Source organism: Acidovorax sp. SRB_14 (assembly GCF_012932145.1).
GTDB lineage: Bacteria > Pseudomonadota > Gammaproteobacteria > Burkholderiales > Burkholderiaceae_C > Simplicispira.
Window position 1 is genome coordinate 98,828 of record NZ_MWOK01000009.1, and the last position, 25,736, is coordinate 124,563.

At 66.7% G+C, this 25,736-nt stretch carries 25 protein-coding genes; 12 read left to right on the forward strand and 13 right to left on the reverse strand.

The window, feature by feature from the left end:
• Window positions 1–90: 90 nt before the first annotated feature.
• Together B2J86_RS09215 and B2J86_RS09220 are read right to left on the reverse strand one after the other, a co-directional pair.
• Entirely contained in the window at window positions 91–1,842 is a 1,752-nt protein-coding gene (locus tag B2J86_RS09215; RefSeq protein ID WP_173025332.1) for a PglL family O-oligosaccharyltransferase, read from the reverse strand.
• Between the two features lie 203 nt (window positions 1,843–2,045).
• A complete protein-coding gene (locus B2J86_RS09220; RefSeq protein WP_216842343.1) occupies window positions 2,046–2,477 on the reverse strand; it encodes a pilin in 432 nt (143 codons plus the stop codon).
• Window positions 2,478–2,871: 394 nt separating this feature from the next.
• Here B2J86_RS09220 and B2J86_RS18155 point away from each other — a divergent pair, with 394 nt between their 5' ends.
• The 3 genes from B2J86_RS18155 to B2J86_RS09235 are packed head-to-tail and all read left to right on the forward strand — an operon-like array spanning window position 2,872 to window position 3,687.
• Window positions 2,872–3,369, forward strand: coding sequence for a hypothetical protein (locus tag B2J86_RS18155; RefSeq protein ID WP_254068035.1), 498 nt, complete (start codon window positions 2,872–2,874; stop codon window positions 3,367–3,369).
• Window positions 3,339–3,455 carry a BrnT family toxin gene (locus B2J86_RS18160; RefSeq protein ID WP_254068033.1) on the forward strand — a complete coding sequence of 39 codons (117 nt, stop codon included), beginning with the start codon at window positions 3,339–3,341 and terminating at the stop codon, window positions 3,453–3,455. The genes B2J86_RS18155 and B2J86_RS18160 overlap by 31 nt, the downstream gene beginning before the upstream one ends.
• Window positions 3,415–3,687, forward strand: coding sequence for a BrnA antitoxin family protein (locus B2J86_RS09235; RefSeq protein WP_173025333.1), 273 nt, complete (start codon window positions 3,415–3,417; stop codon window positions 3,685–3,687). The genes B2J86_RS18160 and B2J86_RS09235 overlap by 41 nt, the downstream gene beginning before the upstream one ends.
• Window positions 3,688–3,828: 141 nt before the next feature.
• Here B2J86_RS09235 and B2J86_RS09240 read toward each other — a convergent pair whose 3' ends face one another.
• The 5 genes from B2J86_RS09240 to sucC form a co-directional block, all read right to left on the reverse strand.
• Window positions 3,829–4,494 (reverse strand): FHA domain-containing protein, encoded by a 666-nt coding sequence (locus B2J86_RS09240; RefSeq protein ID WP_173025334.1) that lies wholly within the window; start codon window positions 4,492–4,494, stop codon window positions 3,829–3,831.
• 43 nt (window positions 4,495–4,537) lie between these two features.
• Window positions 4,538–5,326, reverse strand: a complete 789-nt coding sequence (locus B2J86_RS09245) for a Stp1/IreP family PP2C-type Ser/Thr phosphatase (protein WP_173025335.1) — start codon at window positions 5,324–5,326, stop codon at window positions 4,538–4,540.
• A gap of 455 nt (window positions 5,327–5,781) precedes the next feature.
• A complete protein-coding gene (locus B2J86_RS09250) occupies window positions 5,782–6,471 on the reverse strand; it encodes a TerC family protein (RefSeq protein ID WP_173025336.1) in 690 nt (229 codons plus the stop codon).
• A 127-nt stretch (window positions 6,472–6,598) separates the two neighbouring features.
• Window positions 6,599–7,495: a succinate--CoA ligase subunit alpha gene (gene sucD, locus B2J86_RS09255; protein ID WP_169170753.1), complete on the reverse strand. Its 897-nt coding sequence runs from the start codon at window positions 7,493–7,495 to the stop codon at window positions 6,599–6,601.
• A 61-nt stretch (window positions 7,496–7,556) separates the two neighbouring features.
• Complete coding sequence (gene sucC, locus B2J86_RS09260) at window positions 7,557–8,717, reverse strand: ADP-forming succinate--CoA ligase subunit beta (RefSeq protein ID WP_169170752.1); 1,161 nt, start codon at window positions 8,715–8,717, stop codon at window positions 7,557–7,559.
• Window positions 8,718–8,874: 157 nt separating this feature from the next.
• Between sucC and argC the strand changes: the two genes are divergently transcribed.
• Window positions 8,875–9,807 carry an N-acetyl-gamma-glutamyl-phosphate reductase gene (gene argC / locus B2J86_RS09265; RefSeq protein ID WP_173025337.1) on the forward strand — a complete coding sequence of 311 codons (933 nt, stop codon included), beginning with the start codon at window positions 8,875–8,877 and terminating at the stop codon, window positions 9,805–9,807.
• 268 nt (window positions 9,808–10,075) lie between these two features.
• Window positions 10,076–10,579 carry a hypothetical protein gene (locus B2J86_RS09270; protein ID WP_173025338.1) on the forward strand — a complete coding sequence of 168 codons (504 nt, stop codon included), beginning with the start codon at window positions 10,076–10,078 and terminating at the stop codon, window positions 10,577–10,579.
• Window positions 10,580–10,812: 233 nt separating this feature from the next.
• Here B2J86_RS09270 and recX read toward each other — a convergent pair whose 3' ends face one another.
• Entirely contained in the window at window positions 10,813–11,265 is a 453-nt protein-coding gene (recX, locus tag B2J86_RS09275; RefSeq protein ID WP_169636978.1) for a recombination regulator RecX, read from the reverse strand.
• A gap of 63 nt (window positions 11,266–11,328) precedes the next feature.
• Window positions 11,329–12,477, reverse strand: coding sequence for a recombinase RecA (gene recA, locus B2J86_RS09280; RefSeq protein WP_169636980.1), 1,149 nt, complete (start codon window positions 12,475–12,477; stop codon window positions 11,329–11,331).
• A 160-nt stretch (window positions 12,478–12,637) separates the two neighbouring features.
• On the opposite strand from recA, the gene B2J86_RS09285 reads away from it, so the two are divergent.
• A complete protein-coding gene (locus tag B2J86_RS09285; RefSeq protein WP_173025339.1) occupies window positions 12,638–13,126 on the forward strand; it encodes a MarR family winged helix-turn-helix transcriptional regulator in 489 nt (162 codons plus the stop codon).
• Here B2J86_RS09285 and B2J86_RS09290 read toward each other — a convergent pair.
• On the reverse strand, window positions 13,102–14,040 hold the full coding sequence (locus B2J86_RS09290) for a LysR substrate-binding domain-containing protein (RefSeq protein ID WP_169170258.1): 939 nt from the start codon (window positions 14,038–14,040) through the stop codon (window positions 13,102–13,104). The genes B2J86_RS09285 and B2J86_RS09290 overlap by 25 nt on opposite strands.
• A 110-nt stretch (window positions 14,041–14,150) precedes the next feature.
• Between B2J86_RS09290 and B2J86_RS09295 the strand changes: the two genes are divergently transcribed.
• From B2J86_RS09295 to B2J86_RS09310, 4 genes are all read left to right on the forward strand, one after another.
• Window positions 14,151–15,116: a tripartite tricarboxylate transporter substrate binding protein BugE gene (locus B2J86_RS09295; RefSeq protein ID WP_169170257.1), complete on the forward strand. Its 966-nt coding sequence runs from the start codon at window positions 14,151–14,153 to the stop codon at window positions 15,114–15,116.
• A 126-nt stretch (window positions 15,117–15,242) separates the two neighbouring features.
• A complete protein-coding gene (locus B2J86_RS09300) occupies window positions 15,243–16,172 on the forward strand; it encodes an N-formylglutamate amidohydrolase (RefSeq protein ID WP_169170256.1) in 930 nt (309 codons plus the stop codon).
• An 88-nt stretch (window positions 16,173–16,260) separates the two neighbouring features.
• Window positions 16,261–16,935, forward strand: a complete 675-nt coding sequence (locus B2J86_RS09305) for a response regulator transcription factor (RefSeq protein ID WP_169170255.1) — start codon at window positions 16,261–16,263, stop codon at window positions 16,933–16,935.
• A gap of 81 nt (window positions 16,936–17,016) precedes the next feature.
• On the forward strand, window positions 17,017–18,459 hold the full coding sequence (locus tag B2J86_RS09310) for a sensor histidine kinase (protein ID WP_169170254.1): 1,443 nt from the start codon (window positions 17,017–17,019) through the stop codon (window positions 18,457–18,459).
• 13 nt (window positions 18,460–18,472) lie between these two features.
• On the opposite strand, the gene B2J86_RS09315 is transcribed toward B2J86_RS09310, so the two are convergent.
• From B2J86_RS09315 to B2J86_RS09325, 3 genes are read right to left on the reverse strand one after another with little or no spacing between them, the layout of a single operon-like run.
• Complete coding sequence (locus B2J86_RS09315) at window positions 18,473–19,162, reverse strand: SPOR domain-containing protein (RefSeq protein WP_169170253.1); 690 nt, start codon at window positions 19,160–19,162, stop codon at window positions 18,473–18,475.
• Window positions 19,163–19,165: 3 nt separating this feature from the next.
• Window positions 19,166–20,032 carry a biotin--[acetyl-CoA-carboxylase] ligase gene (locus tag B2J86_RS09320; protein WP_169170252.1) on the reverse strand — a complete coding sequence of 289 codons (867 nt, stop codon included), beginning with the start codon at window positions 20,030–20,032 and terminating at the stop codon, window positions 19,166–19,168.
• Window positions 20,029–20,556 carry an SET domain-containing protein gene (locus B2J86_RS09325; protein WP_169636983.1) on the reverse strand — a complete coding sequence of 176 codons (528 nt, stop codon included), beginning with the start codon at window positions 20,554–20,556 and terminating at the stop codon, window positions 20,029–20,031. Before B2J86_RS09325 ends, B2J86_RS09320 begins: the two co-directional genes overlap by 4 nt.
• A 121-nt stretch (window positions 20,557–20,677) precedes the next feature.
• Between B2J86_RS09325 and B2J86_RS09330 the strand changes: the two genes are divergently transcribed.
• Both B2J86_RS09330 and B2J86_RS09335 read left to right on the forward strand, forming a co-directional pair.
• A complete protein-coding gene (locus B2J86_RS09330) occupies window positions 20,678–23,623 on the forward strand; it encodes a DNA topoisomerase III (protein ID WP_173025340.1) in 2,946 nt (981 codons plus the stop codon).
• Between the two features lie 46 nt (window positions 23,624–23,669).
• Complete coding sequence (locus B2J86_RS09335; RefSeq protein ID WP_173025341.1) at window positions 23,670–25,664, forward strand: ATP-dependent helicase; 1,995 nt, start codon at window positions 23,670–23,672, stop codon at window positions 25,662–25,664.
• Window positions 25,665–25,736 lie beyond the last annotated feature (72 nt).

Consider the following 25,736-nt stretch of genomic DNA (forward strand, 5'->3'; position numbering starts at 1 on the left):
TATCCGTGCGAGGCGGTGCTTGGAATCTGCGGACCTTACAGGTTGGCAGGTATTGCACTTCACTTTTGAATCCGCCATTAATATTGTTTGCTAGTCGATAATATTCTGCAGCGGAGGAGGCACCTCGACGGCTGATAGTTCCGGTGATGCAGCTGCAAGCGACTTCCATGTAATGAGCGTAGTACGACATGTCTCATTAGGCACCATGTGACACATGCGTAGCAGGGCATCACGAGCCAATTCCGGGCGTCCGCTGAGCCCTGCTGCAACGGCAAAAACCAAATGATTTCCTTCGGAGGGAAACCGCTCTGTCACCATGCGCATATTGTTGAGTTGCTGGGGAGTAACCTCTACCCCGAGTGGCATGCGCAAATAGCGCAAGAACTCGCGCAGTTGCGTCAGTAAGAGCAGATCTGGGGCTTTACTGTTACGCGATGGTCCGACTTGATTGCGCTCGAAACGTAAGCGCTCCAAGCTTCGTTCGGCCATGTTGTATTCGACGGTAACCCAAGTTGTCGTGGCAGCGCCCAAACACAGAAAAATGATGCCAACCCAGCGTGGCAATGCAATCACCCCACGGCTAGGGTACAACGTATCCAACGACCCCATCATCAACCCGGCTGGCAGCAAAAAATAAAGGTACTCGTGAGGAAATTCGAGCATCGAATGCACGAGCAAAACGCCTATGGCAATCAATAGCAAACACCCTTGGGCCGTATGGACTCGCAGCGCCTTCGCCGTGAACCAGATGCCCAACAGAAGGACCAGCGCCGTACCGAGCAACACGCCGTTCTGCACAAGCAGGTCAATGACCAAGTTATGGGCACTCTGAAAGGTGTTGCCCAATTTTGGATGATCGCTCGCTACTGCGGATTGGGCAACTGACAATTGATTCCAGCCCCACCCCATCCATGGGTGCTGGGTCAGTGCATCAAAAAATAGCCTCCATGCCATTGGCCGCAATCCCGGGGACGACATCTCACCAGACAGTTCTCGCGCAGCCTGCAGATGTAGCGCGTGATTTATATCCCCCCATCCAAGCACCAGCAGTATGAACAAGGTGCCTAGAGCTAACAGTACATTTGCGTAACTGTGAACGACCAATTGTTTGCGATAAACGGCAGCTGCAACGCCGAGCGCGGCAATTTCGAGCCACGCGGTTCGCGATTGAGTTGCAACAATTCCAAAAAGCAAACAGGCCGCCGCTCCCACCGCAATCCAGCCGCGTACTCTCGCAGAGAGATAAGCCCACCAAAGTGCGACCAAACCCCACGCGAGGAGAGTCGCTAAATTATTCGGCTGCCCCAAGTTGCCAAACGGTCGATAGCCTGCCGGAAGGTGCAGCGTAAGGAGCCCTAACCCAGAAAGCCCTAGCCATTGGTAAAGGATGATGCCCGTGGACAACAAAGCGGCAGCGCCGATAGCCGCAAACAAGGCATTTATCAGCTGACCGGCCGCTGCCTGTTCGAAGCGCGCACCAACCAGAAGCGCCAAGGCAAAGCCAAACAGGTAGAGGCCAGGGATCCAGGCATCTCCTGCAAAATGAATGATCCCCGTACTGAACTGCAGCAGCGGCACGCAGGCGGTACATAGTGCGACGATTACGCTCGCGTTCAATGGCAGTGGGCGGCTTGTCCGAAGCACGATCCAGAAGGCTGCTGGGAGGAGTGCCAGGGTCATCAGCAGATCGGCGTGAAATCCCCCCCACGGGATGAAGTGGGTGGGCAACAGCCACGCACCGGCAATCCCCATTACCCACAGCAACCACCAAGGGTTGAACGGCAGCGCCAATGGCTGGGTTACCGAAAGGTGAAACCATGCTGGTTTTTGTGCAATGTTCATTAAAACCTTTCACTCACCACAATATTGCTATAAATGTACCCACCTGATTCATAACAGCATTGGAATCACTGTTTTGAAACCGCCGATTTCGAGGCCAAGTAACAGCGACCCGATATGCATTGATTGATAAATTGAAAATATAAAAAAGGCCCCTATGAAGGGGCCTTTTTGCGCAACACAAGATGTCCTTTATCGAAGGACGATCACTTGCAGCTGGCAGGCAGATACTTAGCCTCAATTGCCTTGGTTGTGTTGGCTGTATTGCAGGTCCAGACAACTTGGCCGTTCGTTGCAACACCATTGAGTGCAATTTGAGCGGCGTCGATAGCGGGCTCTGCTGCGGTCGCAGTTACGAGAATGTAGCCCTTGGATGCATCTGTCCCAGTGTAAGACACAGATGCGACATATTTTGACAGTTGTGCAGTGAGGGGGAGCGATGCTGTGCTGGGCATAGCTCCGTTTGTATTCACAAATTCAGACACGTCCGTTTTACCGGCAGACGCAGCAAGGATCAGCTCGCTGACCTTGGCGCGGACCGTGTAATCACGATAAGCCGGCAAAGCCACAGCCGCCAAAATACCAATAATCGCCACAACGATCATCAACTCGATCAGCGTGAAACCCTTCTGGGTCATTTGCATAGAGCGCTTCATAAATCTCTCCTCAAAATCAATTGCAATGGAAAACCTGCGGAAGAATTCCCCAGGCTCGTAACAACAACAGCAGGTTCCGTGCCAGGCGTCGAATGCAACAAGACGTGTCAATTTTTGCGAAATTCCTCAGCATCTCTCACGGCGGTGTCGCGTCTCGCTTCCGCGTGCGCGCATCTGACAATTTTGTCGCTCCGAAGATGTCACAAGGTGCATCTTTGTCTTACAAATCAAATGCGTGCGGCCTACAGTGAGTCAGGCCGCGCTGGCCTGTGCAGGCACCACCTTTCACACCGCGACGGCATTCTTCAAATTCAGGTGAAATTGGCCTCTAGCCCTTGTGCAGAAAGCGCTAGCAACTATCAAAACAGGATCTCCGATGGTGCTCCGCCTGCATCTCGGGGATTTCCGTCGCCAGCCATCGCACGGCCGGCAGGTCGCACAGCTCCCATCCCCCCTCAAACCTGCACACTTCCATCTGCGTGCCAGCCAGCTCTACCTGGCGGGAATAAAAAACCCATTTCTTTCTGCAGCGATCGAATCAATCATTTGCGCAAATTCATGGATCAGCCGGCAGAAGACGAGCCGCCTGCGGTGTCCATTGCTGCAAAGGCCCATGACTGCTGAACAAGAACATGGCGTCCCTTCAAGGATTGGAATTTGCTTATTTATTGGGGGCACAATAAATAAAATGAAAATCGAGCTCGACAGCACCAAACGGGAGAAGACCCTGGCCCATTGCGGCCTGGACTTTGCCCGCGCTGCCGAGGTATTTGTGGGCCTTCACTTCACGGGCAGGACCCCTGGCAAGACCATGAAGAAGACCGCTTCATCACCGCGGGCCAGCTGGATGTCCGCTTGGTGGTCTTGGTCTTGACGCCGCGCGGCGGGGTGCGCCGCATCATCAGCATGAGGAAAGCCAATGACCGCGAAAAAACCTTCTACGCCCGCCACCTGGACTGACCCAGACGATGCGCCAGAGTTGAGCGAAGCGTTCTTTCAGACGGCGGACCAGTACGATGGCGCCACACTCAAGCCCCGCGGCTGGCCCCGGGCCGCGACCATCAAAGAGGCCGTGAAGTTGCGGCTCAATGCCGACGTGCTGGCCGCGCTGCGCGCCAGCGGCGATGGCTGGCAAACGCGCATCAACGATGCCCTGCGGGCCTCGCTGGCGTTGGCGGGCAAACTGACCTAGACGCTGGAAAATAAGGGACCGTGTTCTGATTTCTAATGAATCAGTTCCTGACGCTTATGCAGTAAGCGTTAGGAGCTATTAAACAAGGAGCGCTAATCGCGCCTCGCCTGTCTGCGGCCGCCGCCATGGCGGGTAGCACACTCAGAGCACTGCCCCCGTCACCCCCTGCACAAACTGCATCTGCGTGCCCGCCAGCTCCACACGGTCGCCGCTTTGCAGCGGCGTGGCGCTGCCGGCCACCGCTGCGCCGTTGAGCCGCGGCAGCTCCGGCCCTTCGACGTGCGCGAGCACGAAGCCCTGGTGGCGGCGCGTGATGGAGGCCACGGCGACGCCGGGTTTGCCGATGGTGGTGACGACCTTGGTCAGCGCCACTTCGCGCCCGGCGGCGGGGCCCGTGAGCACGCGAATCACGGCCGGGCTGGCGGCCGCGTCGGCGGGCACCGTGCGCGCCAGGGGCCGGGGGGCGCTCGCCATGCGGTGCTTGACGACCACGGTCGTTTCGAAGCCCTCGGCTTCGGCCTCGTCGAGGAAGCGGATCTTGTACTTGCTCAGTTCGATGGTGTCGCCATGGCGCAGCAGCTGTCGCCCGATGGCTTTGCCGTTCACATAGGTGCCGTTGGTGCTGTTCAGGTCTTCGATTTCGACAGCCTGCGCTTCCAGCATGTGCAGCACGGCGTGCTCGCCGCTGACGGCCAGGTGGTCGATGACGATGTCGTTGTAGGGCCTGCGCCCGAGCGTGGTGCGCTCTTTGGTCAGCTCGATTTCCTTGATGGCGACTCCATCGATCGAGAGGATCAGTTTGGGCATGGCCAACTCCTGGTGGTGGGGTACATAAGGGCGTGCGGCTGGGTCAGGCGGCCTTGAGCCAGCGCGACATGAAGCTGCACCGCGGCTGCGCCGTGCCGGCCTGGGCCAGCAGCACGCTGATGTTGTCGCGCCCGCCATGGGCGTTGGCGGCGGCGATGAGGCGGCTGGCCTTGTCTTCGAGCGGCACATGGGCGGCCATGAGGGCGGTCAGTTCGGCGTGGTCGACCATTTCACTCAGGCCGTCGGAGCATAGGAGAAACAGGTCGCCGGATTCGACCGGGAATTCGGTGGTTTCGAGCTGCACCTGGGAGTCGACCCCCAGCGCCCGCGTGACGAGGTTGCGGCCCAACGACAGCGCCGCCTGCCGCGGCGTGAGCAGGCCGGCGTCGACCTGTTCCTGCAGCCACGAGTGGTCGCGCGTGAGCTGCGTGAGCTGGCCTGCGCGCAGGCGGTAGCCGCGCGAATCGCCCACATGGCCGAGCAGCAGCCGGTGGCCGCTGAACACGGCGGCCACCAGTGTGGTGCCCATGCCGGCGTACACGGGGTTGGACTGGGCAGCGTCGAAGATGGCCCGGTTGGCGCTGTCCACGCAGGTTTCGAGGGCGCGGCGCAGCGCGCGGGCGGGCACCGGAGAGCTGGCCTGCGCGAGCCAGCGGCCCATTTCGGCGCAGACGGAGGAGGTGGCCATGGCGGCGGCCACTTCGCCGGCGTTGTACCCGCCCATGCCATCGGCCAGCACGGCCACCTGGGCGTGTGCGTCCATGGCCACGGCGTCTTCGTTGTTGGCGCGCACCCGGCCGCAGTCGGTGCGGGCACAGAACTCGTATTTCATGGGGTCCGGCCAGCCCCCGGGCGAGCACAGGCGGGGGCAGCCGCATTCATCACGGTGTCTTGCAAATCCGCCATGGGGTGGTGCTCTCCAGAGACGTGGCCTGCATCATAGACGAGGCTTTGGCGGGTGCTGGTGGGCGCCGGTCGCACGGCCTCGTCATGCGCTCTGTGTAGCGCAGATCCTGGCCCTCTGTTTGTTCTTTTCACCCACGGCACCTTTGGTAACTGACTGTAATATTTTACAGAAGCACGGGGACGCCGGTGCGTTGGTGGTGAAGCATCCGGCAGCGCGTGCCTGCGTGCAGCATGTTGGCCCGCCGCAGTGGCCCTGGAGGGCTTGCCGTTCGTGTCAGGGTTTGGGGCGCCGCCGCAGGCCTGTGCCTGCCATCGCCGCCATTGGCACATGGTCTGCGGCAGGCCGTAGGCGCTGGGCAGGCCGCAGCCTGCCGCAGGGCATCAATGCGTTGTGACAGGCTGATTGGCTCGGGCCTGGAGCAGCTTGCCCGCCCCGACCACAAAAACCGCTCCAATCGCCGCAGCCACGTAATGCAGCATGGGATGCACCACCAGCACGTCCTTCAAAGCGGTGTCGTTCATGATGGTTTCACCGCCCACCCAGCCGATCAGGCCAGCACCCAGAACGACGATGACGGGGAAGCGCTCCATGAGCTTGATCATCAGCGTGCTGCCGAAGATCACCAGCGGAATGCTGATGGCCAGCCCCAAAATCAGCAGCAGCATGCTGCCCTGCGCGGCGGCGGCCACGGCAATCACGTTGTCCAGGCTCATCACCAGGTCGGCGATCAGGATGGTGCGCACCGCGGTCATCAGGTTGCCATGCGACTTTTCGCCGCCTTCGTCTTCGTCGTTCCCGCTGAGCAATTGCAGGCCGATCCACAGCAGCAGGCAGCCGCCAATGATCTGCAGGTAGGACAGCTCCAGCAACTTGGCTGCGACCACCGTGAGCACAATGCGCAGCACCACGGCGGCACCCGAGCCCCAGAAGATGGCTTTCTTTTGCTGCTGCGGCGGCAGGGAGCGCGCGGCCAGCGCGATGACCACCGCGTTGTCGCCCGACAAGATGATGTTGATCCAGACGATCTTGACCAAGCCAATCCAGAAATCGGCGCTTTGCAGAAACTCCATGCATTTTCTCCAGTGTTGTGAACACAAAAAAAGCGCCGGAAACGGGGTTTCAGGCGCTTTTCTTGTTTGGGAGACGGCAGTTTATCGGGCTCTGGTGCCCCTCCTCATCCGTAATTCTGCGTACAGATTACTTCAGCTGGGCCTTGAGCAGCTGGCCCAGTTCGGACGGGTTGCGCGTGATGATGAAGCCCGACTCTTCCATGACGGCGAGCTTGGCATCGGCCGTGTCGGCACCGCCCGAGATCAGCGCACCGGCGTGGCCCATGCGTTTGCCCGGAGGGGCGGTGACGCCAGCGATGAAGCCCACGATCGGTTTCTTCATGTTGGCCTTGCACCAGAGCGCGGCCTCGGCTTCGTCGGGGCCGCCGATCTCGCCGATCATGATGACGGCGTCGGTGTCGGGGTCGTCGTTGAAGGCCTTCATCACATCGATGTGCTTCAAGCCATTGATCGGGTCGCCACCAATGCCCACGGCGGTGGACTGGCCGAGGCCCACTTCGGTCAGCATGGCGACGGCTTCATAGGTCAGCGTGCCCGAGCGGCTCACCACGCCGATGCGGCCCTTGCGGTGGATGTGGCCGGGCATGATGCCGATCTTGATCTCGTCGGGCGTGATGATGCCGGGGCAGTTGGGGCCCAGCAGCAGCGTCTTCTTGCCGCCGGCGGCTTCCTTGGCCTTCATCTTGTTGCGCACTTCGAGCATGTCGCGCACCGGGATGCCTTCGGTGATGCAGATCGCCATGTCCAGGTCGGCCTCGACGGCTTCCCAGATTGCGGCGGCCGCGCCTGCGGGCGGCACATAGATCACCGACACGGTCGCGCCGGTCTGGTGGGCGGCTTCCTTGACGGAGGCGTAGATCGGGATGTTGAAGATCGACTCGCCGGCCTTCTTCGGGTTCACACCGGCGACGAAGGCGTTCTTGCCGTTCGCGTATTCCTGGCACTTTTCCGTGTGGAACTGGCCGGTCTTGCCCGTGATGCCCTGGGTGATGACCTTGGTGTCTTTGTTGATGTAGATCGACATGTTTCTTGTCCTAGCGTTCTAGTCAGTCGGGGACAGAGCAACAGCTCCGTCCCCCAGGTCATTACTTGACGGCAGCGACGATCTTCGTCGCGGCTTCGGCCATCGTGTCGGCGGCGATGATCGGCAGGCCGGACTCGGCCAGCAGCTTCTTGCCCAGCTCTTCGTTCGTGCCCTTCATGCGCACGACCAGCGGCACCGACAGGTTCACGGCCTTGCAGGCGGTGATGACGCCCGTGGCGATGGTGTCGCACTTCATGATGCCGCCGAAGATGTTGACCAGGATGCCCTTGACGTTCTTGTTCTTGAGCATGATCTTGAAGGCTTCGGTCACCTTCTCGGCGGTGGCGCCACCGCCCACGTCGAGGAAGTTGGCCGGCTCGCCGCCGAACAGCTTGATGGTGTCCATGGTGGCCATGGCGAGACCTGCGCCGTTGACCAGGCAGCCGATGTTGCCGTCCAGGCTGATGTAGGCCAGGTCGAACTTGGAGGCTTCCACTTCAGCGGGGTCTTCTTCGTCCAGGTCGCGCAGGGCCACGATCTCGGGGTGGCGGAACAGCGCGTTGGCGTCAAAGTTGAACTTGGCGTCCAGCGCCATCAGTTCGTTCTTGCTGTTGCGGTTGAGCGGGTTGATCTCGACCAGCGAGGCGTCGGTGTCCATGTAGCACTGGTAGAGCTTCTGGAAGATGTCGACGGCCTGGGCGGTGGACTCTGCGGGCAGGCCGATGCCGTTGGCGATCTTCTTGGCTTGCTCGTCGCCGAGGCCGGTCAGCGGGTCGATGAACTCGGTGATGATCTTCTCGGGCGTGGCATGGGCCACTTCCTCGATGTCCATGCCGCCTTCGCTCGATGCGATGAACGCGATCTTCTGCGTGGCGCGGTCGGTCACGATCGAGACGTAGTATTCCTTCTGGATGTCGGCGCCGTCTTCGATGTAGAGGCGGCGCACCTTCTGGCCTTCGGGGCCGGTCTGGTGCGTCTTGAGCTGCATGCCCAGGATGTCGCCGGCGATGCGCTTGACGTCTTCAATGGTCTTGGCGACCTTGACGCCGCCGCCTTTGCCGCGGCCACCCGCGTGGATCTGGGCCTTGACGACCCAGACCGGGCCGCCGAGCTTCTGGGCTGCTTCCACCGCTTCTTGGACGGTGAATGCGGGAATGCCGCGCGGAACGGGCACACCAAAATTGCGCAAGATTTCCTTGCCTTGGTATTCGTGAATCTTCATGAGGTCTCTCTCAGGAAAGGGATTTCACCCGGCTACCATGCAGGGATGTCTGGCGGCGGGCGTGGGACATGGCAGCCCGCAAATGTATCATGCTGCGACGCACCATTGCTTAAGCCGCACCGACCAGGCCGCCACACTTTTCTTGCAGGAGCATTCCATGTCCACAGTTTTCATCGACGGCGAAGCCGGTACCACGGGCCTGCAGATCCGTGAGCGCCTGCAGGCCATGCCCGCCGTCGAGCTGGTCAGCATCGCCCCCGAACAGCGCAAAGACCCCGCCGCCAAGCGCGCCCTGATCGCCGGCGTGGACCTGGTCGTGCTGTGCCTGCACGACGATGCCGCGCGCGAGACCGTGGCCCTGGTCGATGAGATCGAACAAACCAGCGGCCGCCAGATCAAGGTGATCGACGCCAGCACCGCGCATCGCACGGCGCCGGGCTGGGTGTTTGGCTTTCCTGAACTGTGCGCCGGCCAGGCCGACGCCGTTCGCAGCGCCCGCCGCGTCGCCAACCCCGGCTGCTATGCCACGGGTGCGATCGCGCTGCTGCGCCCGCTGGTCGATGCGGGGCTGGTGCCGCGCGACTTTCCGGTCGCGCTGCCCTCGGTGAGCGGCTATTCGGGCGGTGGGCGCCCGATGATCGAAGCCTACGAGGCTGGCAAGGCACCGCCTTACGAGGCCTACGCGCTGGGCCTGGCGCACAAGCACATCCCTGAAATCCTGCACTACACGGGCATGGTGCGGCGCCCCATCTTCATTCCCGCCGTGGGCAACTTCGCGCAAGGCATGCTGGTGCAACTGCCGCTGCACCTGGACGTGCTGCCCGGCGCTCCGACCGCCACCGACCTGCACGACGCTCTGGCCGCGCATTACGCGCGCACCAACACGCCCGCGCAATGGGTCAGGGTGCTGCCTCCCACGGACGACCTGAAGCTGGCCGCCGACACCTTGGCCAATACCAACCAGCTGGAGTTGCGCGTGTTTGCGAACGAGGAGCACCGCCAGGCCGTGCTGATCGCGCGGCTGGACAACCTGGGCAAGGGCGCCAGCGGCGCCGCGGTGCAGAACCTGCAGTTGATGTTGGGGCTGTAAGGCGGTAACGCGCCGGCCGAAAGCCGGAGCGGCGCGTCGCGGTGCACCCTTGCGGCCAGGCCCGCCATATGCGGTGCCGTCCGACAGCGCGGCGACCTGGGGAGTGCCTACGATGCAGGCATTCGGTTCTCCTCGCGGAGGCGGGTATGCACTTCTTTTCCTCCTTCTGGGGGCTTCTGGGCAGGCGCCCTGTGGCGCACAGCCGCCGGCTCTTCTTCAAAGCCACGCTGCGGTGGGCCAGCGCTGCGGCTACGCAAGGCAATGAGTCATGAGCACGCCGCTCCCTTCCCGACCTGCCGCGCCGGCCCCCGGTGCGGACCGAGCTGTCCCGCACCCCGGCAGCCACGCCGGGGCGCCGCCCGGCACGGCGCGGCGTGAAACGCGCGGGCTGGTGCTGCTGGCGGCCGGCGCGGTCACGCTGTGCCTGCTGACGGCCATCGGCTTCAACCTGGTGGTGTCGCACGAGCTGCGCAGCGGCTTTGCGGACGCGCAGCGCAGCGCGGCCCCTGCCGCGCCCACCCCGAGCGCCCCGAGCACCAGCGCCCCTGCCGGCATGACGCCTGCACCCGCGGCCTCCGATGCCGCGGCCGGTGCCCGTACGGAGGCCGCAGCGGGGTCCGGCGGCGGCACACCGGCTTCCGACGCCACGGCGACCGGCGCGGCGGGCGCTGGCGCCGCCCCGGCAAGCACCAGCGCGGGCGCGCCGGTGGGGCCGGCCGATGCGGGCCACGCCCCTGAAGGCTCCAACGGTCCACAGACTCCGGCGCGCTGAGTCGGTTTCTTTGGGTGCCGGGGCCCTGCGCCCGGCTTGGTCGGGCCATGCATTTCGTTGCGATCACTGCACCAATTCGGTTTGCCTGAAGCCGGCGCCACTGCGGGCTCCCACTCTGGGGCTGTGACCGCTGATCGGGCAAGCCGGGGCAGGGCCAAACGCGTCGGCCAGCCTGCCGGGTGCCTGCACGGTTGATGGGGCCGCCGCATGGGCGCGCGGCCCGGGCCGGCGCGTCAGCGCGGTGCCACAGGCACCACGCGCCGCACGACGTCGGCGGCAAAACCGCGGGCGGTCAGAAAGCGCACCTGGCGCGCCCACGCCTTGGCGTCGGCCGGCGCAGCGCCAAAACGCTTGTCCCAGACGCTGCGCGCGCGCTCGAGCTCCGAGTCCTTGAGCTGTGCCACGGCCTCGCGCACCAGCGCCGGGTCGATGCCCTTGGCCTGCAGTTCCTGGCGCACCCGCGCCGCGCCCAGGCTGGCGGCGCGGCGGTTCACGACGGACGCGACCACGCGCGCCTCGCTGATGAAACCCTTGGCCTGCAGGTCGTCGAGCACGCGCTCGATCTGGCCGGGTTCTTCTTCGTGGCGCGCCAGCTTGCGGCCGAGCTCGGCGCGCGAATGCTCGCGCGCTGCCAGGTAGCGCAGCGCGCGGCCCTTGAGGGAGGGGGGAGAAGGGGGCGACCGCATGCGGTGGGGTAAGCGCCTGGTTGCTATTTTTAATATAGCTATAGACGATTGCCCTGTCTACGTTTAGTCGACTTTCTGCTCGGATTTTCGGGCGCGCGGTGCGGGCGCTGCCACCACGCCATCGGCCGCGTCGCTGTCGCTGTCGATCACCGCTTCGGGGGCGGCGGCCACCGGCAGCGCGGCCGGCAGGAGCGCAATGCCCAGGCCTTCGCGCACCTTGTTCTCGATCTCGTGCGCCAGCTGCGGGTTCTCGCGCAGGAACTCGCGCGCGTTGTCGCGGCCCTGGCCGATCTTCTCGCCGTTGTAGGCGTACCAGGCGCCCGACTTCTCGACGATGCGTGCGACCACGCCCATGTCGATGATCTCGCCCTCGCGCGAGATGCCCTCGCCGAACAGGATGTCGAACTCGGCCGTCTTGAACGGCGGCGAGACCTTGTTCTTGACCACCTTGACGCGCGTCTCGTTGCCCACCACTTCCTCGCCCTTCTTGATCGAGCCGATGCGGCGGATATCGAGGCGCACCGAGGCGTAGAACTTGAGCGCATTGCCGCCGGTGGTGGTTTCGGGCGAGCCGAACATCACGCCGATCTTCATGCGGATCTGGTTGATGAAGATGACCATGCAGTTGGTCTTCTTGATGGTCGAGGTCAGCTTGCGCAGCGCCTGGCTCATCAGGCGCGCCTGCAGGCCGGGCAGGCTGTCGCCCATGTCGCCCTCGATTTCGGCCTTGGGCGTGAGTGCCGCGACCGAGTCGATGACGATCAGGTCCACGGCGCCCGAGCGCACCAGGCTGTCGACGATCTCGAGCGCCTGCTCGCCGGTGTCGGGCTGCGAGATCAGCAGGTCCTGCAGGTTCACGCCGAGCTTTTGCGCGTACTGGATGTCGAGCGCGTGCTCGGCGTCGACGAAGGCGCACTGGCCGCCCTGTTTCTGCATTTCGGCGATGACCTGCAGCGTCAGCGTGGTCTTGCCCGACGATTCCGGGCCGTAGATTTCCACGACGCGGCCGCGCGGCAGGCCGCCAACGCCGAGCGCCACGTCAAGGCCGAGCGAGCCGGTCGAGACCACCTGGATGTCCTCGATCACCTCGCCTTCGCCCAGGCGCATGATGGTGCCCTTGCCAAACTGCTTTTCGATTTGCGCGAGCGCGGCCGCCAGGGCCTTGGTTTTTTCACCGTCGGCGGGCATGCTGCGGCTGATGGGTGCGTTCATGAAAAACTCCTTGAAAATCAACAGGGTAAAAACAGAGAACCCAGCTGCCTTGGATGCCTGACTGGATGCTTGAACAGTAGTTTATGGGCGTTGTCAAAAACTTCAAACCCATAATTTAGTCAGTTTGACTGTCTTTTTCGGCGCTGCATGGAGGATCTCGATGCCCGTTTTTTCCGCCCCTGAAGAGGGCTGGCGGCTGACCCACCTGGGGCGCCTGATGGGCGACGCGCTGCGCCGCTTCGATGCGCGCGTGCTGCAGCTGATGGCGCACGACGTCGAGGTACCGCTGGCGCTGTCGAACCTCGCCGCGCGCGATCAGGTCAGCGCCGCCCATGTGCACATCACGCGCCACCTCTCGCTCGCGGGCGACCGCCTGACCGACCTGGCGCAGCGCGCCGGCATGACCAAGCAGGCCATGGCCGCGCTGGTGGACCAATGCATCGCCTGGGGCCTGGTCACGCGCACGGTCGACCCCTACGACGCGCGCGCGCGCCGCGTGTGCTTCACGCCCACGGGCCTGGCCTGGCTGCAGGCCTTCCGCAGTGCGGTGGCGCAGGCCGAGGCCGAGTTCCGCGCCGAAGTGGGCGACGAGGTGGCCGCCGTGGTCGCGATCGGGCTGGAGGCCTATGCCGGCGGCGCGCCGCCCTGATCGGCGGGGGCCGGCTCGGCCGGCTCGGCATTGGCCAGCAGCCAGGTGCGGAAGCTGTCGAGCGTGTGCAGTCGGTTGCGCCCCTCGGGGTAGCAGAACCAGTAGCCCAGGCGGCTGCGGTAGCCGCCGCCGGGCAGCGGCTCGCGCACCAGGCCGGCGCTGATTTCGTCCTGCACCAGGCAGCGCGGCACCAGGGCCAGGCCCATGCCCGCCATCACGGCGCGGATCATGGTCTGGAACTGGTCGAATTGCGTGCCGGCCCAGGGCTGCAGCCCGTCCATGCCGTGCGTGTCGCCCCAGCGCAGCCAGGCGTCGGGCACCGTGACATGGCGCAGCAGCGGGTAGCCGGCCACGTCCTGTGGCTCGGCGATCGGCCAGTCGGCCACGCGCGTGCGCGGCGCGATCAGCGCCACGTCATTGCCGGCCAGATAGTGGGCATGGGCGCCGGGCCAATGGCCGTCGCCGAACAGGATGGAGCAGTCGAGCTCGGGGCGTTCGAAGTCGTAGCCGTGCACATACGGCACGAAATGCAGTGTGATCTGTGGGTGCTGCAGCTGGAACTGCGGCAGGCGCGGGATCAGCCACTTGGCGCCGAAGGTCGGCAGGCTCGACAGGTGCAGGGCGCCGCCGCCGTCGTCGCTGGTGATGAGGTCGAGCGTGGCGGCCTCGAGCTGCGCGAGCACGGCGCGCACGGCCTTTTCGTACTGCGCGCCGGCGGGCGTGAGCGCCAGGCGCTTGCGGCTGCGCTCGAACAGCGGCACGCCCACCCAACTCTCGAGCTCCTTGACCTGCTTGCTGACGGCGCTTTGCGTCAGGTGCAAGGCCTCGGCCGCGCGCGTGACGCCGCCAAAGCGCGCCACGGTGGAGAACGAACGCAGCAGGTGCAGCGGCGGGGCCAGGCGGCGCAGGGACATGGTAGAAACCTCTTTCAACATTCTCAAACGGAATGTTATCAGGCGCAGGCGTTGCTTTGGATTCTGCCGCTGTTGCGCTACTCTTTGTTGGAATCAAAGGAGATCCATCCATGCAACGCCGTCAATTGTTGGCCTCGCTCGCCGCCGCATCTTTCATTCCTGGAATGTCTTTTGCCCAGGAAGGCAAACCCCTGCGCATCGTCATTCCGTTTCCGCCGGGGGGCGCAACCGACATCACGGCGCGCAGCCTGCAAGAGGCGCTCGCGCGCATCCTCAAGCAGCCGGTGGTGCTGGAAAACCGCGCCGGCGCCGGCGGCTCGATCGGCACCACGGAAGTGGCCCGCGCCACGCCCGACGGCCTCACTTTCGGCATTGCGACGCTGTCCACGCACGGCGTCAACCCCGCGGTCTATGCCAAGCTGCCCTACGACCCGGTCAAGGACTTTGTCGGCGTGACGGAAATCGTCAAGGCACCCGGCGTGATCGTCGTCAACCCCAACGTCTTGCCGGTCAACAGCTTTGCCGAGCTGGTCAAGTACCTCAAGGCCAACCCCGGCAAGGTGTCGTACGCCACGCCGGGCAACGGCACCATCGGCCACATGTGGGGCGAGCTGTTCAAGAGCAGCACGGGCACCTCGATGGTCCACATCCCCTACCGCGGCGCCGGCCCGGCCATCAACGACGTGCTTGGCGGCCAGGTGCCGGTGTACTTTGACCAGGTGGCTTCGTCGCTGCCGCACATCCAGGCCGGCAAGCTCAAGGCGCTGGCCGTGTCCTGGCACGAGCGCCTGGACGTTCTGCCCGCGGTGCCCACCTATGGCGAGCTCGGCTATGCGGTCAACAACGACCCGTCGTGGTTCGGCATGGTGGCCCCGGCCGGCACGCCCGCCGCCTTGGTCGAGCGCATGCAGCAGGCTGTGGCCCAGGCGCTCAAGGAGCCCGCGGTGCGCCAGCGCCTGGCGGGCCAGGGCCTGTACCCCTCGGGCTCCACGCCCAAGGAGTTCAGCGCGCAGATCGTGCGCGAAATAGAAAAGATGAAACGCGTGGCTGCCTTCGCCCACGTGAAGATGGACTAAGCCCCACCCCGCTCCCCCTGGCGCGGGCAGCATGCCCTGGCGCCGGCCGCGTCCCGCAGGGGCCGGCCGGGGCTGGCGCAGACCGCGCAGACGTGGGAGCATTTCCCCTGCCACCTGAAGACCCCTATGCACGCAGCACTGAAGTTGATGAACCACCGTTTCCAGAACGCCCAGCCGGGCGCGTCCGGAGAGGCCGGCGCGGCCTGCCGGCCCCCGCCCATGGTGACGCGCATCGCTGGCAGCACGCCGCTGGTGCTGGACTCGCCGCATAGCGGCACCCATTACCCGAGCGACTTTGGCGCCGCCTGCGACCTGGCCACGCTGCGCCGCGCCGAGGACACGCACGTCGAAAAGATCTATGCGTTTGCGCCCGCGCTGGGCGTGGACTGGATCGAGGCGCATTTCCCGCGCATCTACCTCGACGCCAACCGCGACACCACCGAGGTGGACACCGGCATGTTCGACGGCGCATGGACCGATCCCGTCACCACCGACGAGCTGGTGCTGCAAAAGGTGCGCCTAGGCAAGGGCCTGATCTGGAAGTTCACCGACGAGGGCGTGCCCATCTACGACCGCCTGCTCTCGGTGGACGAGGTGCGTGCGCGCATCGCGCGCTGCTGGCAGCCCTACCATGCCGCCGTGCAGCAGGCGATCGAGGCCGCGCACGCGCGCCACGGCTACAGCATCCACATCAACTGCCACTCGATGCCCGCCGTGGCCGCCAGCCACGCCACGCTGCACCCGGGCCTGGTGCACGCCGACTTCGTGGTTGGCGACCGCGAGGGCAGCACCGCCGACCCGGCGCTGTCGCAGCTGATCTGCGCGCACCTGCGCGACTGCGGCTACAGCGTTGAATACAACTACCCCTACAAGGGCGTGGAGCTGGTGCGGCGCTATGGCGACCCGGCGCGCCACCGCCACAGCGTCCAGATCGAGATCAACCGCAAGCTCTACATGGACGAGCAGACGCTCGAACTCCACCCCGAGGGCTTTGACCGCCTGCGCACCGACCTGCAGGCGCTGGTCCACAAGCTCCTGGCGCACGACCCGCGCTGAAAGCGCGGGCGCGGCGCGCGCTGCCGCCTAGAATCCGTGGAAAACCGCTGCGGCGCCATGCCGCGGCCGGACCACAGGAGACACCCGAATGCGCATCCTCATCGCCGAAGACGACCAGGTGCTGGCCGACGGACTGCTGCGCACCCTGCGCAGCTCGGGCGCCGTGGTGGACCACGTGGCCAACGGCAGCGAAGCCGACGCCGCGCTGATGACGAACAACGAGTTCGACCTGCTGATCCTCGACCTGGGCCTGCCCAAGATGCACGGGCTCGAAGTGCTCAAAAAGCTGCGCAGCCGCGGCTCGGCCCTGCCGGTGCTGATTCTCACCGCGGCCGACAGCGTGGACGAGCGCGTCAAGGGCCTGGACTTCGGCGCCGACGACTACATGGCCAAGCCGTTCTCGCTGCAGGAGCTCGAAGCGCGCGTGCGCGCGCTCACGCGCCGCGGCATGGGCGTGACCAGCGCCACCATCAAGCACGGCCCGCTGGTCTACGACCAGGCCGGGCGCGTGGCCACCATCGACGGCAAGATGGTCGAGCTGTCGGCGCGCGAGCTGGGCCTGCTCGAGGTGCTGCTGCAGCGCGCCGGCCGCCTGGTCAGCAAGGACCAGCTGGTCGAGCGCCTGTGCGAGTGGGGCGAGGAGGTCAGCAACAACGCCATCGAGGTCTACATTCACCGCCTGCGCAAGAAGATCGAGAAAGGGCCGATCCGCATCGCCACGGTGCGCGGCCTGGGCTATTGCCTGGAAAAGATTTCCGGCTAGGTCCGCGCCATGCTATTTATTCAATAGCTATTGGCGCTTATCCAGAAAGCGTTTGAGGCACTTTTTACCCCTAAGGCGACCTTGAAGATCTTCCAGCGCGAGCAGCGCTCCCTGTTCGGCGAGATCCTCGACTGGATGCTGACCCCGCTGCTGCTGCTATGGCCGGTGAGCCTGGCGCTGACCTGGCTGGTGGCGCAGGGCATCGCCAACAAGCCCTTCGACCGCGCGCTCGAATACAACGCCCATGCCCTGGCCCAGCTCATCACCGTGCAGGGCGACGAGGCGCGCTTCAACCTGCCCCAGCCGGCCAGCGAGATCCTGCGCGCCGACGACTCCGACACCGTCTACTACCAGGTCAAGGGGCCGGGCGGGCGGCTGCTCTCGGGCGAGCGCGAGCTGCCCGGCCCGGCGGAGGATGAAACGCCCGTGGTCGGCGAGGTGCGGCTGCGCGATGCCGAGCTGCGCGGCATCGCCATCCGCATGGCCTACATCTGGGTGCGCCTGCCCGGCAAGGGGCAGCCGTTGGGGCTGGTGCAGGTGGCCGAGACGCGCGAGAAGCGCAGCGTGCTGGCCACCGAGATCATCAAGGGCGTGATGGTGCCGCAGTTCGTCATCCTGCCGCTGGCCGTGCTGCTGGTGTGGCTGGCGCTGGCGCGCGGCATCCAGCCGCTCAACCAGCTCGAAGCGCGCATCCGCGCACGCAGCCCCGACGACCTGAGCCCGCTCGACAACAAGACCGTGCCGCTCGAAGTGGCGCCGCTCGTGGCCTCGGTGAACGACCTGCTGACGCGGCTGAGCGACTCGATGGCGACGCAAAAGCGCTTCCTGGCCGACGCCGCGCACCAGCTCAAGACCCCGCTGGCGGGCCTGCGCATGCAGGCCGACCTGGCGCAGCGCGAGGGCACGAGCACCGAGGAGCTCAAGCGCTCGCTGCAGCAGATCGGGCGCGCCAGCATCCGCGCCACGCACACCGTCAACCAGCTGCTGGCGCTGGCGCGCGCCGAGGGCAGCAACACGCAGAAGGCGCGCCTCCCCTGCGACCTGGCGCGCCTGACCATGGACGTGGTGCGCGACTCGGTGCCGCGCGCGCTCGAAAAGCACATCGACCTGGGCTATGACGGCGCCCAGCCCGGCGACCCCGGCGTGTGGGTGGACGGCAACCCCACGCTGCTCAAGGAGCTGGTGCGCAACCTGCTCGACAACGCGATCAACTACACGCCCTCGGCCGCCGACAAGCCCGGCGTGGTCACGGCGCGCGTGCTGGCCGACCCGTTTGGCCATGTGCTGCTGCTGCAGGTGGAGGACTCGGGCCCCGGCGTGCCCGAGGCCGAGCGCGAACTGATCTTCCAGCCGTTCTACCGCGCGCTCGGCAGCGAGGCCGACGGCTCGGGCCTGGGCCTGCCCATCGTGCTGGAAATCGCGCGTCAGCACGGCGCCGAGGTGATGGTGGAGGCGGCCCACCCGGACCACCACCCGCCGGGCGCCCGCTTCACGGTGCGCCTGCCGGCCAACGCCGACGCCTAGAGCGCCGCCGCGTTCAGAAGCAGGGGCGCAGCGGCTTGTCCGCCAGCGCCGGGCGCAGCGCCTCGAGCTGCGCGCGCAGGGCGGCATCGACCAGCGGCAGGCGCAGCGTGAAGCTCTCGGCCTCCGCGCGTTCGACCACCACGCGCGCGCTGCGCACCCCCTGGGCCGCCAGCGTGGCCAGGGCGCGCTGCGCGGCATCTTCGGACGCGAAGCGCCCCAGCGACAGGCCGGGCTCCAGCGCCGCGTTGCCGGGCCGGTCGAACGCCACGCCGCGGGCGCGCAGTTCGGTGCGCTTCTTGGCCAGCGCCTCGGCATCGGCAAAACGGCCCATGTAGACCATCCAGCGCCCGGCGGTGGTGCTGCGCTCGAGGTTCCAGCTGTCGGGCGGCAGGGCCGCCGCGGCGCTGCGCCAAGCCTGCGCCTCGGCCGCGTCGAGCCCCCCGGCCTGCAGGCACGCGCCGCGCTCGGCCGGCGCGGCAGACGCCAGCGGTGCCTCGCCCGCCGGATCGGACGCTGGCGCCGGGGCCGGCGCGTCGGCCTTGGGGGGCACGATGCGCAGCGCCTCGGGGGCGATCTGCTGCGCCAAGCGCTGCGGCTCGGACGTCTGCGCCGGCGCCCAGCCCCAGGCGCCCATCAGGCCCTGCGCCCAGGCGAAGTAGCCGGCATTGGCCAGCAGCAGGATAAGCACCAGGGCGCGCAGCATGCGTCAGCCCGGCAGGGTGTGCGCGGCGCTGGCCGGCCGCACGCTGATGTCGCCGCTGGTCACGGCCTGCATGCCCAGCGCGCTGTGCACCAGCAGGGCGCCGTCTTCGGCCACGCCGTGGGCCATGCCCCGGCTGCCGTCGCTGAGCACCACGGCGCGGCCCAGCAGCGCGTCGCGCTGGGCAAAACGCGCCTGCACGGGGGCAAAGCCGTACGCCTCGAACGACTGCAGCATCGCCACCAGCGGCGCCACCACGCGCAGCAGGGCGGCGGGCGCATCGATCTGCGCATCGACCTCCTGCAGGCAGCCCGGCGGCAGCGACATGCCGGCGCCCTCGCGCGGCAGCAGGTTCAGCCCCACGCCCACGACGACATAGCGCAGGGCCGCACTGACGGTGGCGCGGCCGCCGGGCGCCTCCTGCGGCGCCACGAAGCTGGCGGTTTCCACCAGGATGCCGCCGAGCTTGCGGTCGCCGCCGGCGCCGCCCAGCCACAGGTCGTTGGGCCACTTCAGCGCGATGCGCGGCGTGGCGCTGCCCGCCGGCGGCAGCGCAGGCTGCAGGCTCTCGGCCACGCTCACGCCCACGGCCAGCGACAGGCCCGACCAGTCCGCCGGCGCCAGCGGCAGGCCCAGCGAAAACGTCAGCGCATCGCCCGGCGCCGTGTGCCAGGCCCGGCCCAGGCGCCCGCGCCCGGCCGTCTGCTGCTCGGCCACCAGCAGCACGGGCTCGCAGCGGCCGGCGCGCGCGCGGCGCATGAGTTCGCTGTTGGTCGAGTCGATGCAGGGCAGCACCTCGACGGTGAAACCCGGCAGCCGCGGTGCCACGGCCTCCCAGATGGCCTCGGCGGGCCAGCGCATCGGCGTGGTCATGCGGTGCGCTTTGCTTTCTTGGCCTTGCCCAGCGGGGCCGGCGCGGCCGGGCCGCGCTTGGGCGCGAGCAAGGTGCCACGGCAGTTCTGGCTGCCGCACCAGCACGGGTACTCGGCCTTGAGCTTCGCGGTGTAGCGCTCCTCGAGGATCAGGCCGTAGTCGTAGTTCAGTTCTTCGCCGGCCGCAATGTTGCGCAGCGCGGTGATGAAGATGCGGCCGTCCCGCTCGTCGGCAAAGCAGTTCGGGTCGCACGAGTGGTTGATCCAGCGCGAGGAGTTGCCGCCCACGTTGGCGTCGATCACGCGGTCTTCATCGACATGGAAGTAGAACGTGTGGTTGGGGTTGAGCGGGTCGTGCGGGTGGCGGTCCTGCGCCTCCTGCCAGCCGATGACCTCGCCGGTGTATTCGATCAGCACCTCGCCCTCGGCGATATCCTGCACCGCGAACACGCCCTTGCCATGCACGCCCGAACGGCGGGTCTGGATGCGGCGGCCTGCGAAGGCGGGGAGGGCGGTGCGGGGCATGGCAAAACTCTGTTAACTTAAATGAGCACACAGGTGCGTGCGCGTGCACGCGCGTGGAGTCCAGATTGTAGAAGCGCCCGGAGCGTCTCTCCGGGACACGGCCAGCATGGCGAGACCCAACATGACCAAGACACTGGTAATTGCAGAAAAACCCTCGGTCGCGCAAGACATCGTGCGCGCCCTCACGCCCGTCGCGGGCAAGTTCGACAAGCACGACGACCATTTCGAGAACGAGCACTACGTCGTCACCAGCGCCGTCGGCCACCTCGTCGAGATCCAGGCGCCCGAGGAATTCGACGTGAAACGCGGCAAGTGGAGCTTTGCCCACCTGCCGGTGATCCCGCCGCACTTCGACCTCAAGCCCGTCGACAAGACCAAGACGCGCCTCAACGCCGTGGTCAAGCAGGCCAAGCGCAAGGACGTGACGGCACTCATCAACGCCTGCGACGCGGGGCGCGAGGGCGAGCTGATCTTCCGGTTGATCGAGCAGTACGCCGGCGGCGCCAAGCCGCTGGGCAAGCCGGTGCAGCGCCTGTGGCTGCAGTCGATGACGCCGCAGGCCATCCGCGAGGGCTTCGAGAAGCTGCGCAGCAACGAGCAGATGGCGGGCCTCGCCGACGCCGCGCGCAGCCGCTCCGAGGCCGACTGGCTGGTCGGCATCAACGGCACGCGCGCCATGACGGCTTTCAACTCGCAGGGCGGCGGCTTCTTTCTGACCACCGTCGGCCGGGTGCAGACGCCCACGCTGTCGCTGGTGGTCGAGCGCGAGGAGAAGATCCGCAAGTTCGTGAGCCGCGACTACTGGGAAATCCACGCCAGTTTTGCCGCCCAGGCTGGCAGCTACCCGGCCAAGTGGTTCGACCCGCAGTGGAAGAAGAACAGCGACGATGCCGAGCTGCGCGCCGACCGCGTCTGGGCCGCCCATGAAGCGCAGGCCATCGCCGACGCCGCGCGCGGCCAGCCCGCCAGCGTGACCGAGGAAAGCCGGCCCACCACCCAGGCGCCCGGCCAGCTGTTCGACCTGACCAGCCTGCAGCGCGAGGCCAACGGCAAGTTCGGCTTCTCGGCCAAGACCACGCTGGCGCTGGCGCAAAGCCTCTACGAGCGCCACAAGGCCCTGACCTACCCGCGGACCGACTCGCGCGCCCTGCCCGAAGACTACGTGCCCGTGGCGCGGCAGACCTTCGAGATGCTCGCCACCAGCGGCATGGCGCACCTGGCGCCGCACGCGCGCACGGCGCTCGAGGGCGGCTACGTGCGCCCGAGCAAACGCATCTTCGACAACGCCAAGGTCAGCGACCACTTTGCCATCATCCCGACGCTGCAGGCGCCCAGTGGCCTGTCCGAGGCCGAGCAGAAGCTCTACGACCTGGTGGTGCGCCGCTTCATGGCGGTGTTTTTCCCAAGCGCCGAGTACCTGGTCACCACCCGGATCAGCAAGGTCGAGCAGGCCGGCAAAGCGCACCACTTCAAGACCGAAGGCAAGGTGCTGGTCAAGCCGGGCTGGCTGGCGATCTACGGCAAGGAGGCTGCCGCCGAGGTGCCTGACGCCAAGGAAGGCGACAAGGGCCAGAACCTGGTGCCGGTGCAGCCGGGCGAGAAGCCGCTGGCAAGCCAAGTCGACCCCAAGGCGCTCAAGACCAAGCCGCCCGCGCGCTACTCCGAAGCCACGCTGCTGGGCGCCATGGAGAGCGCCGGCAAGCAGGTCGAAGACGAAAGCATGCGCGAGGCCATGCAGGAAAAGGGCTTGGGCACGCCCGCCACGCGCGCCGCCACCATCGAAGGCCTGCTGGCCGAAAAGTACATGCTGCGCGAAGGCCGCGAAATCATCCCGACGGCCAAGGCCTTCCAGCTCATGACGCTGCTGCGCGGCCTCGGCGTGAAGGAGCTCTCGCGCGCCGACCTGACCGGCGAGTGGGAATACAAGCTCGCGCAGATGGAAAAGGGGCAGCTCAGCCGCGCCACCTTCATGGCCGAGATCGCCGCGATGACCGAGCGCATGGTCCGGCAGGCCAAGGAATACGACCGCGACACCATCCCCGGCGACTACGCCCAGCTCTCGGCCCCGTGCCCGAACTGCGGCGGCGTGGTCAAGGAAAACTACCGCCGCTACGCCTGCGTGGGCAAGCCGGGCGCCGAGGGCTGCGGCTTCTCGTTCGGCAAGTCGCCGGCCGGGCGCACCTTCGAGCCGCAGGAGGCCGAGCAGCTGCTGGCCACGCGCAAGATCGGGCCGCTCGAGGGCTTCCGCTCCAAGGCCGGCTGGCCGTTCACATCCGAGATCGTGCTCAAGTACGACGACGAGGCGCACAACTACAAGCTCGAATTCGACTTCGGCGACGACAAGAAGGCCGAAGAGTCGGGCGAGCTGGTCGAGTTTGCCGACGAAAGCCTCGGCCCCTGCCCGGTCTGCGGCGCGCCCGTGCACGAGCACGGCAGCAACTACGTCTGCAGCAAGGCCGTGCCCACGGCCGCGCAGCCCACGCCCAGCTGCACGTTCAAGACCGGCAAGGTCATCCTGCAGCAGCCCGTGGAGCGCGCGCAGATGGCCAAGCTGCTCGAGACCGGCAAGACCGACCTGCTCGATAAGTTCGTGAGCATGCGCACGCGCCGCGCGTTCAAGGCGCACCTGGCCTGGGACAAGGAGGCCGGCAAGGTCAACTTCGAGTTCGCACCGAGCAAGTTCCCGCCGCGCAAGACGCCCGCTGCCGCTGCAAAAACAGGAGCTGCCAGCGCACGCCCTGTAAGCGCTGCAGCCAAAAAAGCCGCAAAACCTGCGGCCGCGAAGAAAGCCGCCGCCAAAACGCCCAAGGCCGCCACCGCCAAGGCCCCGCGCAAGCCCGCCGCTGGCAAGGCGCCGAGCCCGCAGCTCGCCGCCGTGATCGGTGCCGAGCCCGTGGCGCGGCCCGAGGCGGTCAAGAAGATCTGGGCGTACATCAAGGCCCACAACCTGCAGGATCCCAAGGACAAGCGCACCATCGTGGCCGACGACAAGCTGCGCGCCGTGTTCGGCAAGGACCAGGCCGGCATGTTCGAGCTGGCGGGCATCCTGGGCCAGCACCTGGGGTGATGGCCTGGCGGAGCCCGCCCGCCGCGGGCCTTGTGGGAGTGGATGTGTGAGCACCGAGCCTTTGTTCCAGACCCGGGCCTTCGTGCCCACGCCCGAGCAGCGCGCCGTGCAGACGGCCGCTGCGCGCACGCTGGTGATCGAGGCCAATGCGGGGGCCGCCAAGACCACCACGCTGGCGCTGCGCATGGCCGAGAGCTGGCAGCGTGGCACCGCGCCCGACGCGTTCCTCGTCCTCATGCACACCGATACCGCCTGCCAGGCGCTGCGCGACGCGCTGCACAAGATCGGCGTGCCGCCCGCGGTGCGCCAGCGCATGCGCATCGCCACCTTCGAGCAGTTTTGCACCGCCCTGCTGGCCGACGCCAGCGCGCGCCCCGTGCCCGTGCTCGCCACGCCCGAGCAGCTGCGCCCCCATGTCTGGCAGGCCGTGCAGCACGTGGAGCAGGCCGAGGACGAGCGCTGGCGCGATGCCCTGCAACTGCCCGCGCAGGGCGACAGCGGTTTTGTCGAGGAATTCCTGGCCGTGGCCGACCGGCTTAAGGGCACGCTGGGCGACGAGCGCGCGCGCGAAGAGCAGTCCGTCTCGCCCGACTACGCCGACGCGCTGGGCGTGGACTACACACTGCTCAAGGTGTTCCTCGCCTACGAGCGCCTGCGCCAGAACGAATGGGGCGACGGGGCGCTGTTCCGCGGCACGCACGACGCCACCTACGACCTGGCGCGCGCGCTGCACCACGGCGCCGCGCCCGCCGATTACCGGCACTGGCCGCTCGGCGTGCGCGCCCTGTGCGTGGACGAAATGCACGACATGAACCAGGCCGCCTTCACCGTGCTGGCGGCGCTGCTCAACTCCACCTTCAGCCTGTTCTGCGGCGTCGGCGACCGCGACCAGGTCATCCACAGCGCCGGCGGTGCCGACGCCATCTTCATGGCCGGCGCCATCACCGAGGCCACCGGCCGCCCCGTAGTGCGTCTGCCGCTCACGCCCAGCCACCGCTTTGGCAAGCGCTTGGCCGCCAAGGTCGCGCGCCTGGCCGACAAGGCCTACGACAGCGCCGCCGCGCACGACACCGGCGTGGCGCTGCTGTCCTACGGCGACGGCGCGCAGTGCGTGGACCTGGTGCTGGCCGAAGTAGCCCGCTGGCGCGCCACGCCGCGCGCGCGCATGGACCAGTGCGCCGTGCTGCTGCGCCACGCGCACCAGTCGGTGGGCATCGAGAACGCGCTGATCGCGGCGGGCGTGCCCTACACGCTCAGCGGCATGGGCAGCTACCTGCTGCGCCCCGAGGTGCTGCTGGTGCGCGGCCTGCTGGCCGTGGCCACCGACAACTTCGAGAGCGTGGCCGAGCCGCGCACGCGCGAGGCGCTGATGCACGCGCTGGTGTTCTTCTGCGGCGCGCGCATCACGGTGGCCGGGCGCGAGCACGAGTCGCAGCAGGACCTGCTGGCCGATGCGATCCGCAGCGTCACCGACAACCCACTGTTCCTGCAGCACTTCTTCCAGAACCAGATCCTGCCCAACGTCGAGCCCGCCACGCGCCGGCGCCTGTGCGCCGCCGTGGCCGTGGCCCAGGAGCCGTCTGCGCCCGACATGCTGCAGCGCGTGCTCGGTGCGCTCGAGATCGACGCGCTCATCCACGGCGCCCTGGTCTCGCGCCAGCGCCGCCAGGAGGCGCAGGACAACCTCGCCGGCCTGTGCGCGGCCGCGCGCGCCTTTGCCTCGGCGCGCGACTACTTCCTGCACCTGAACCAGACCGAGCAGCGCCAGGGCGCGCTGCGCAGCGCGGCCAGCCTGGTGCTGGCCAGCATCGCGCACGTCAAGGGGCTGGAGTTCGAGCAGGTGGTGATCCCGTACCTGGAGCGCGGCATCTTTCCGGTGCCGCACGCCAGCGCCGAAGAAGAGCGCAACACGCTGTACGTCGGCATGACGCGCGCGCGCCGCCAGCTCACGCTGCTGGCGCACGCCGCGCGGCCCAGCAGCTTCGTGGCGCAGCTGGGCTATGCCATGGCTGCATCTGCCGCAGCTGCGGCGCCGGATTGAAGGCGTGGCCACAGCGCCGCGGGCAGTTGGGCATCCCTGCTGTCACACGGGCCTCCTACAGTTGCCACGCTG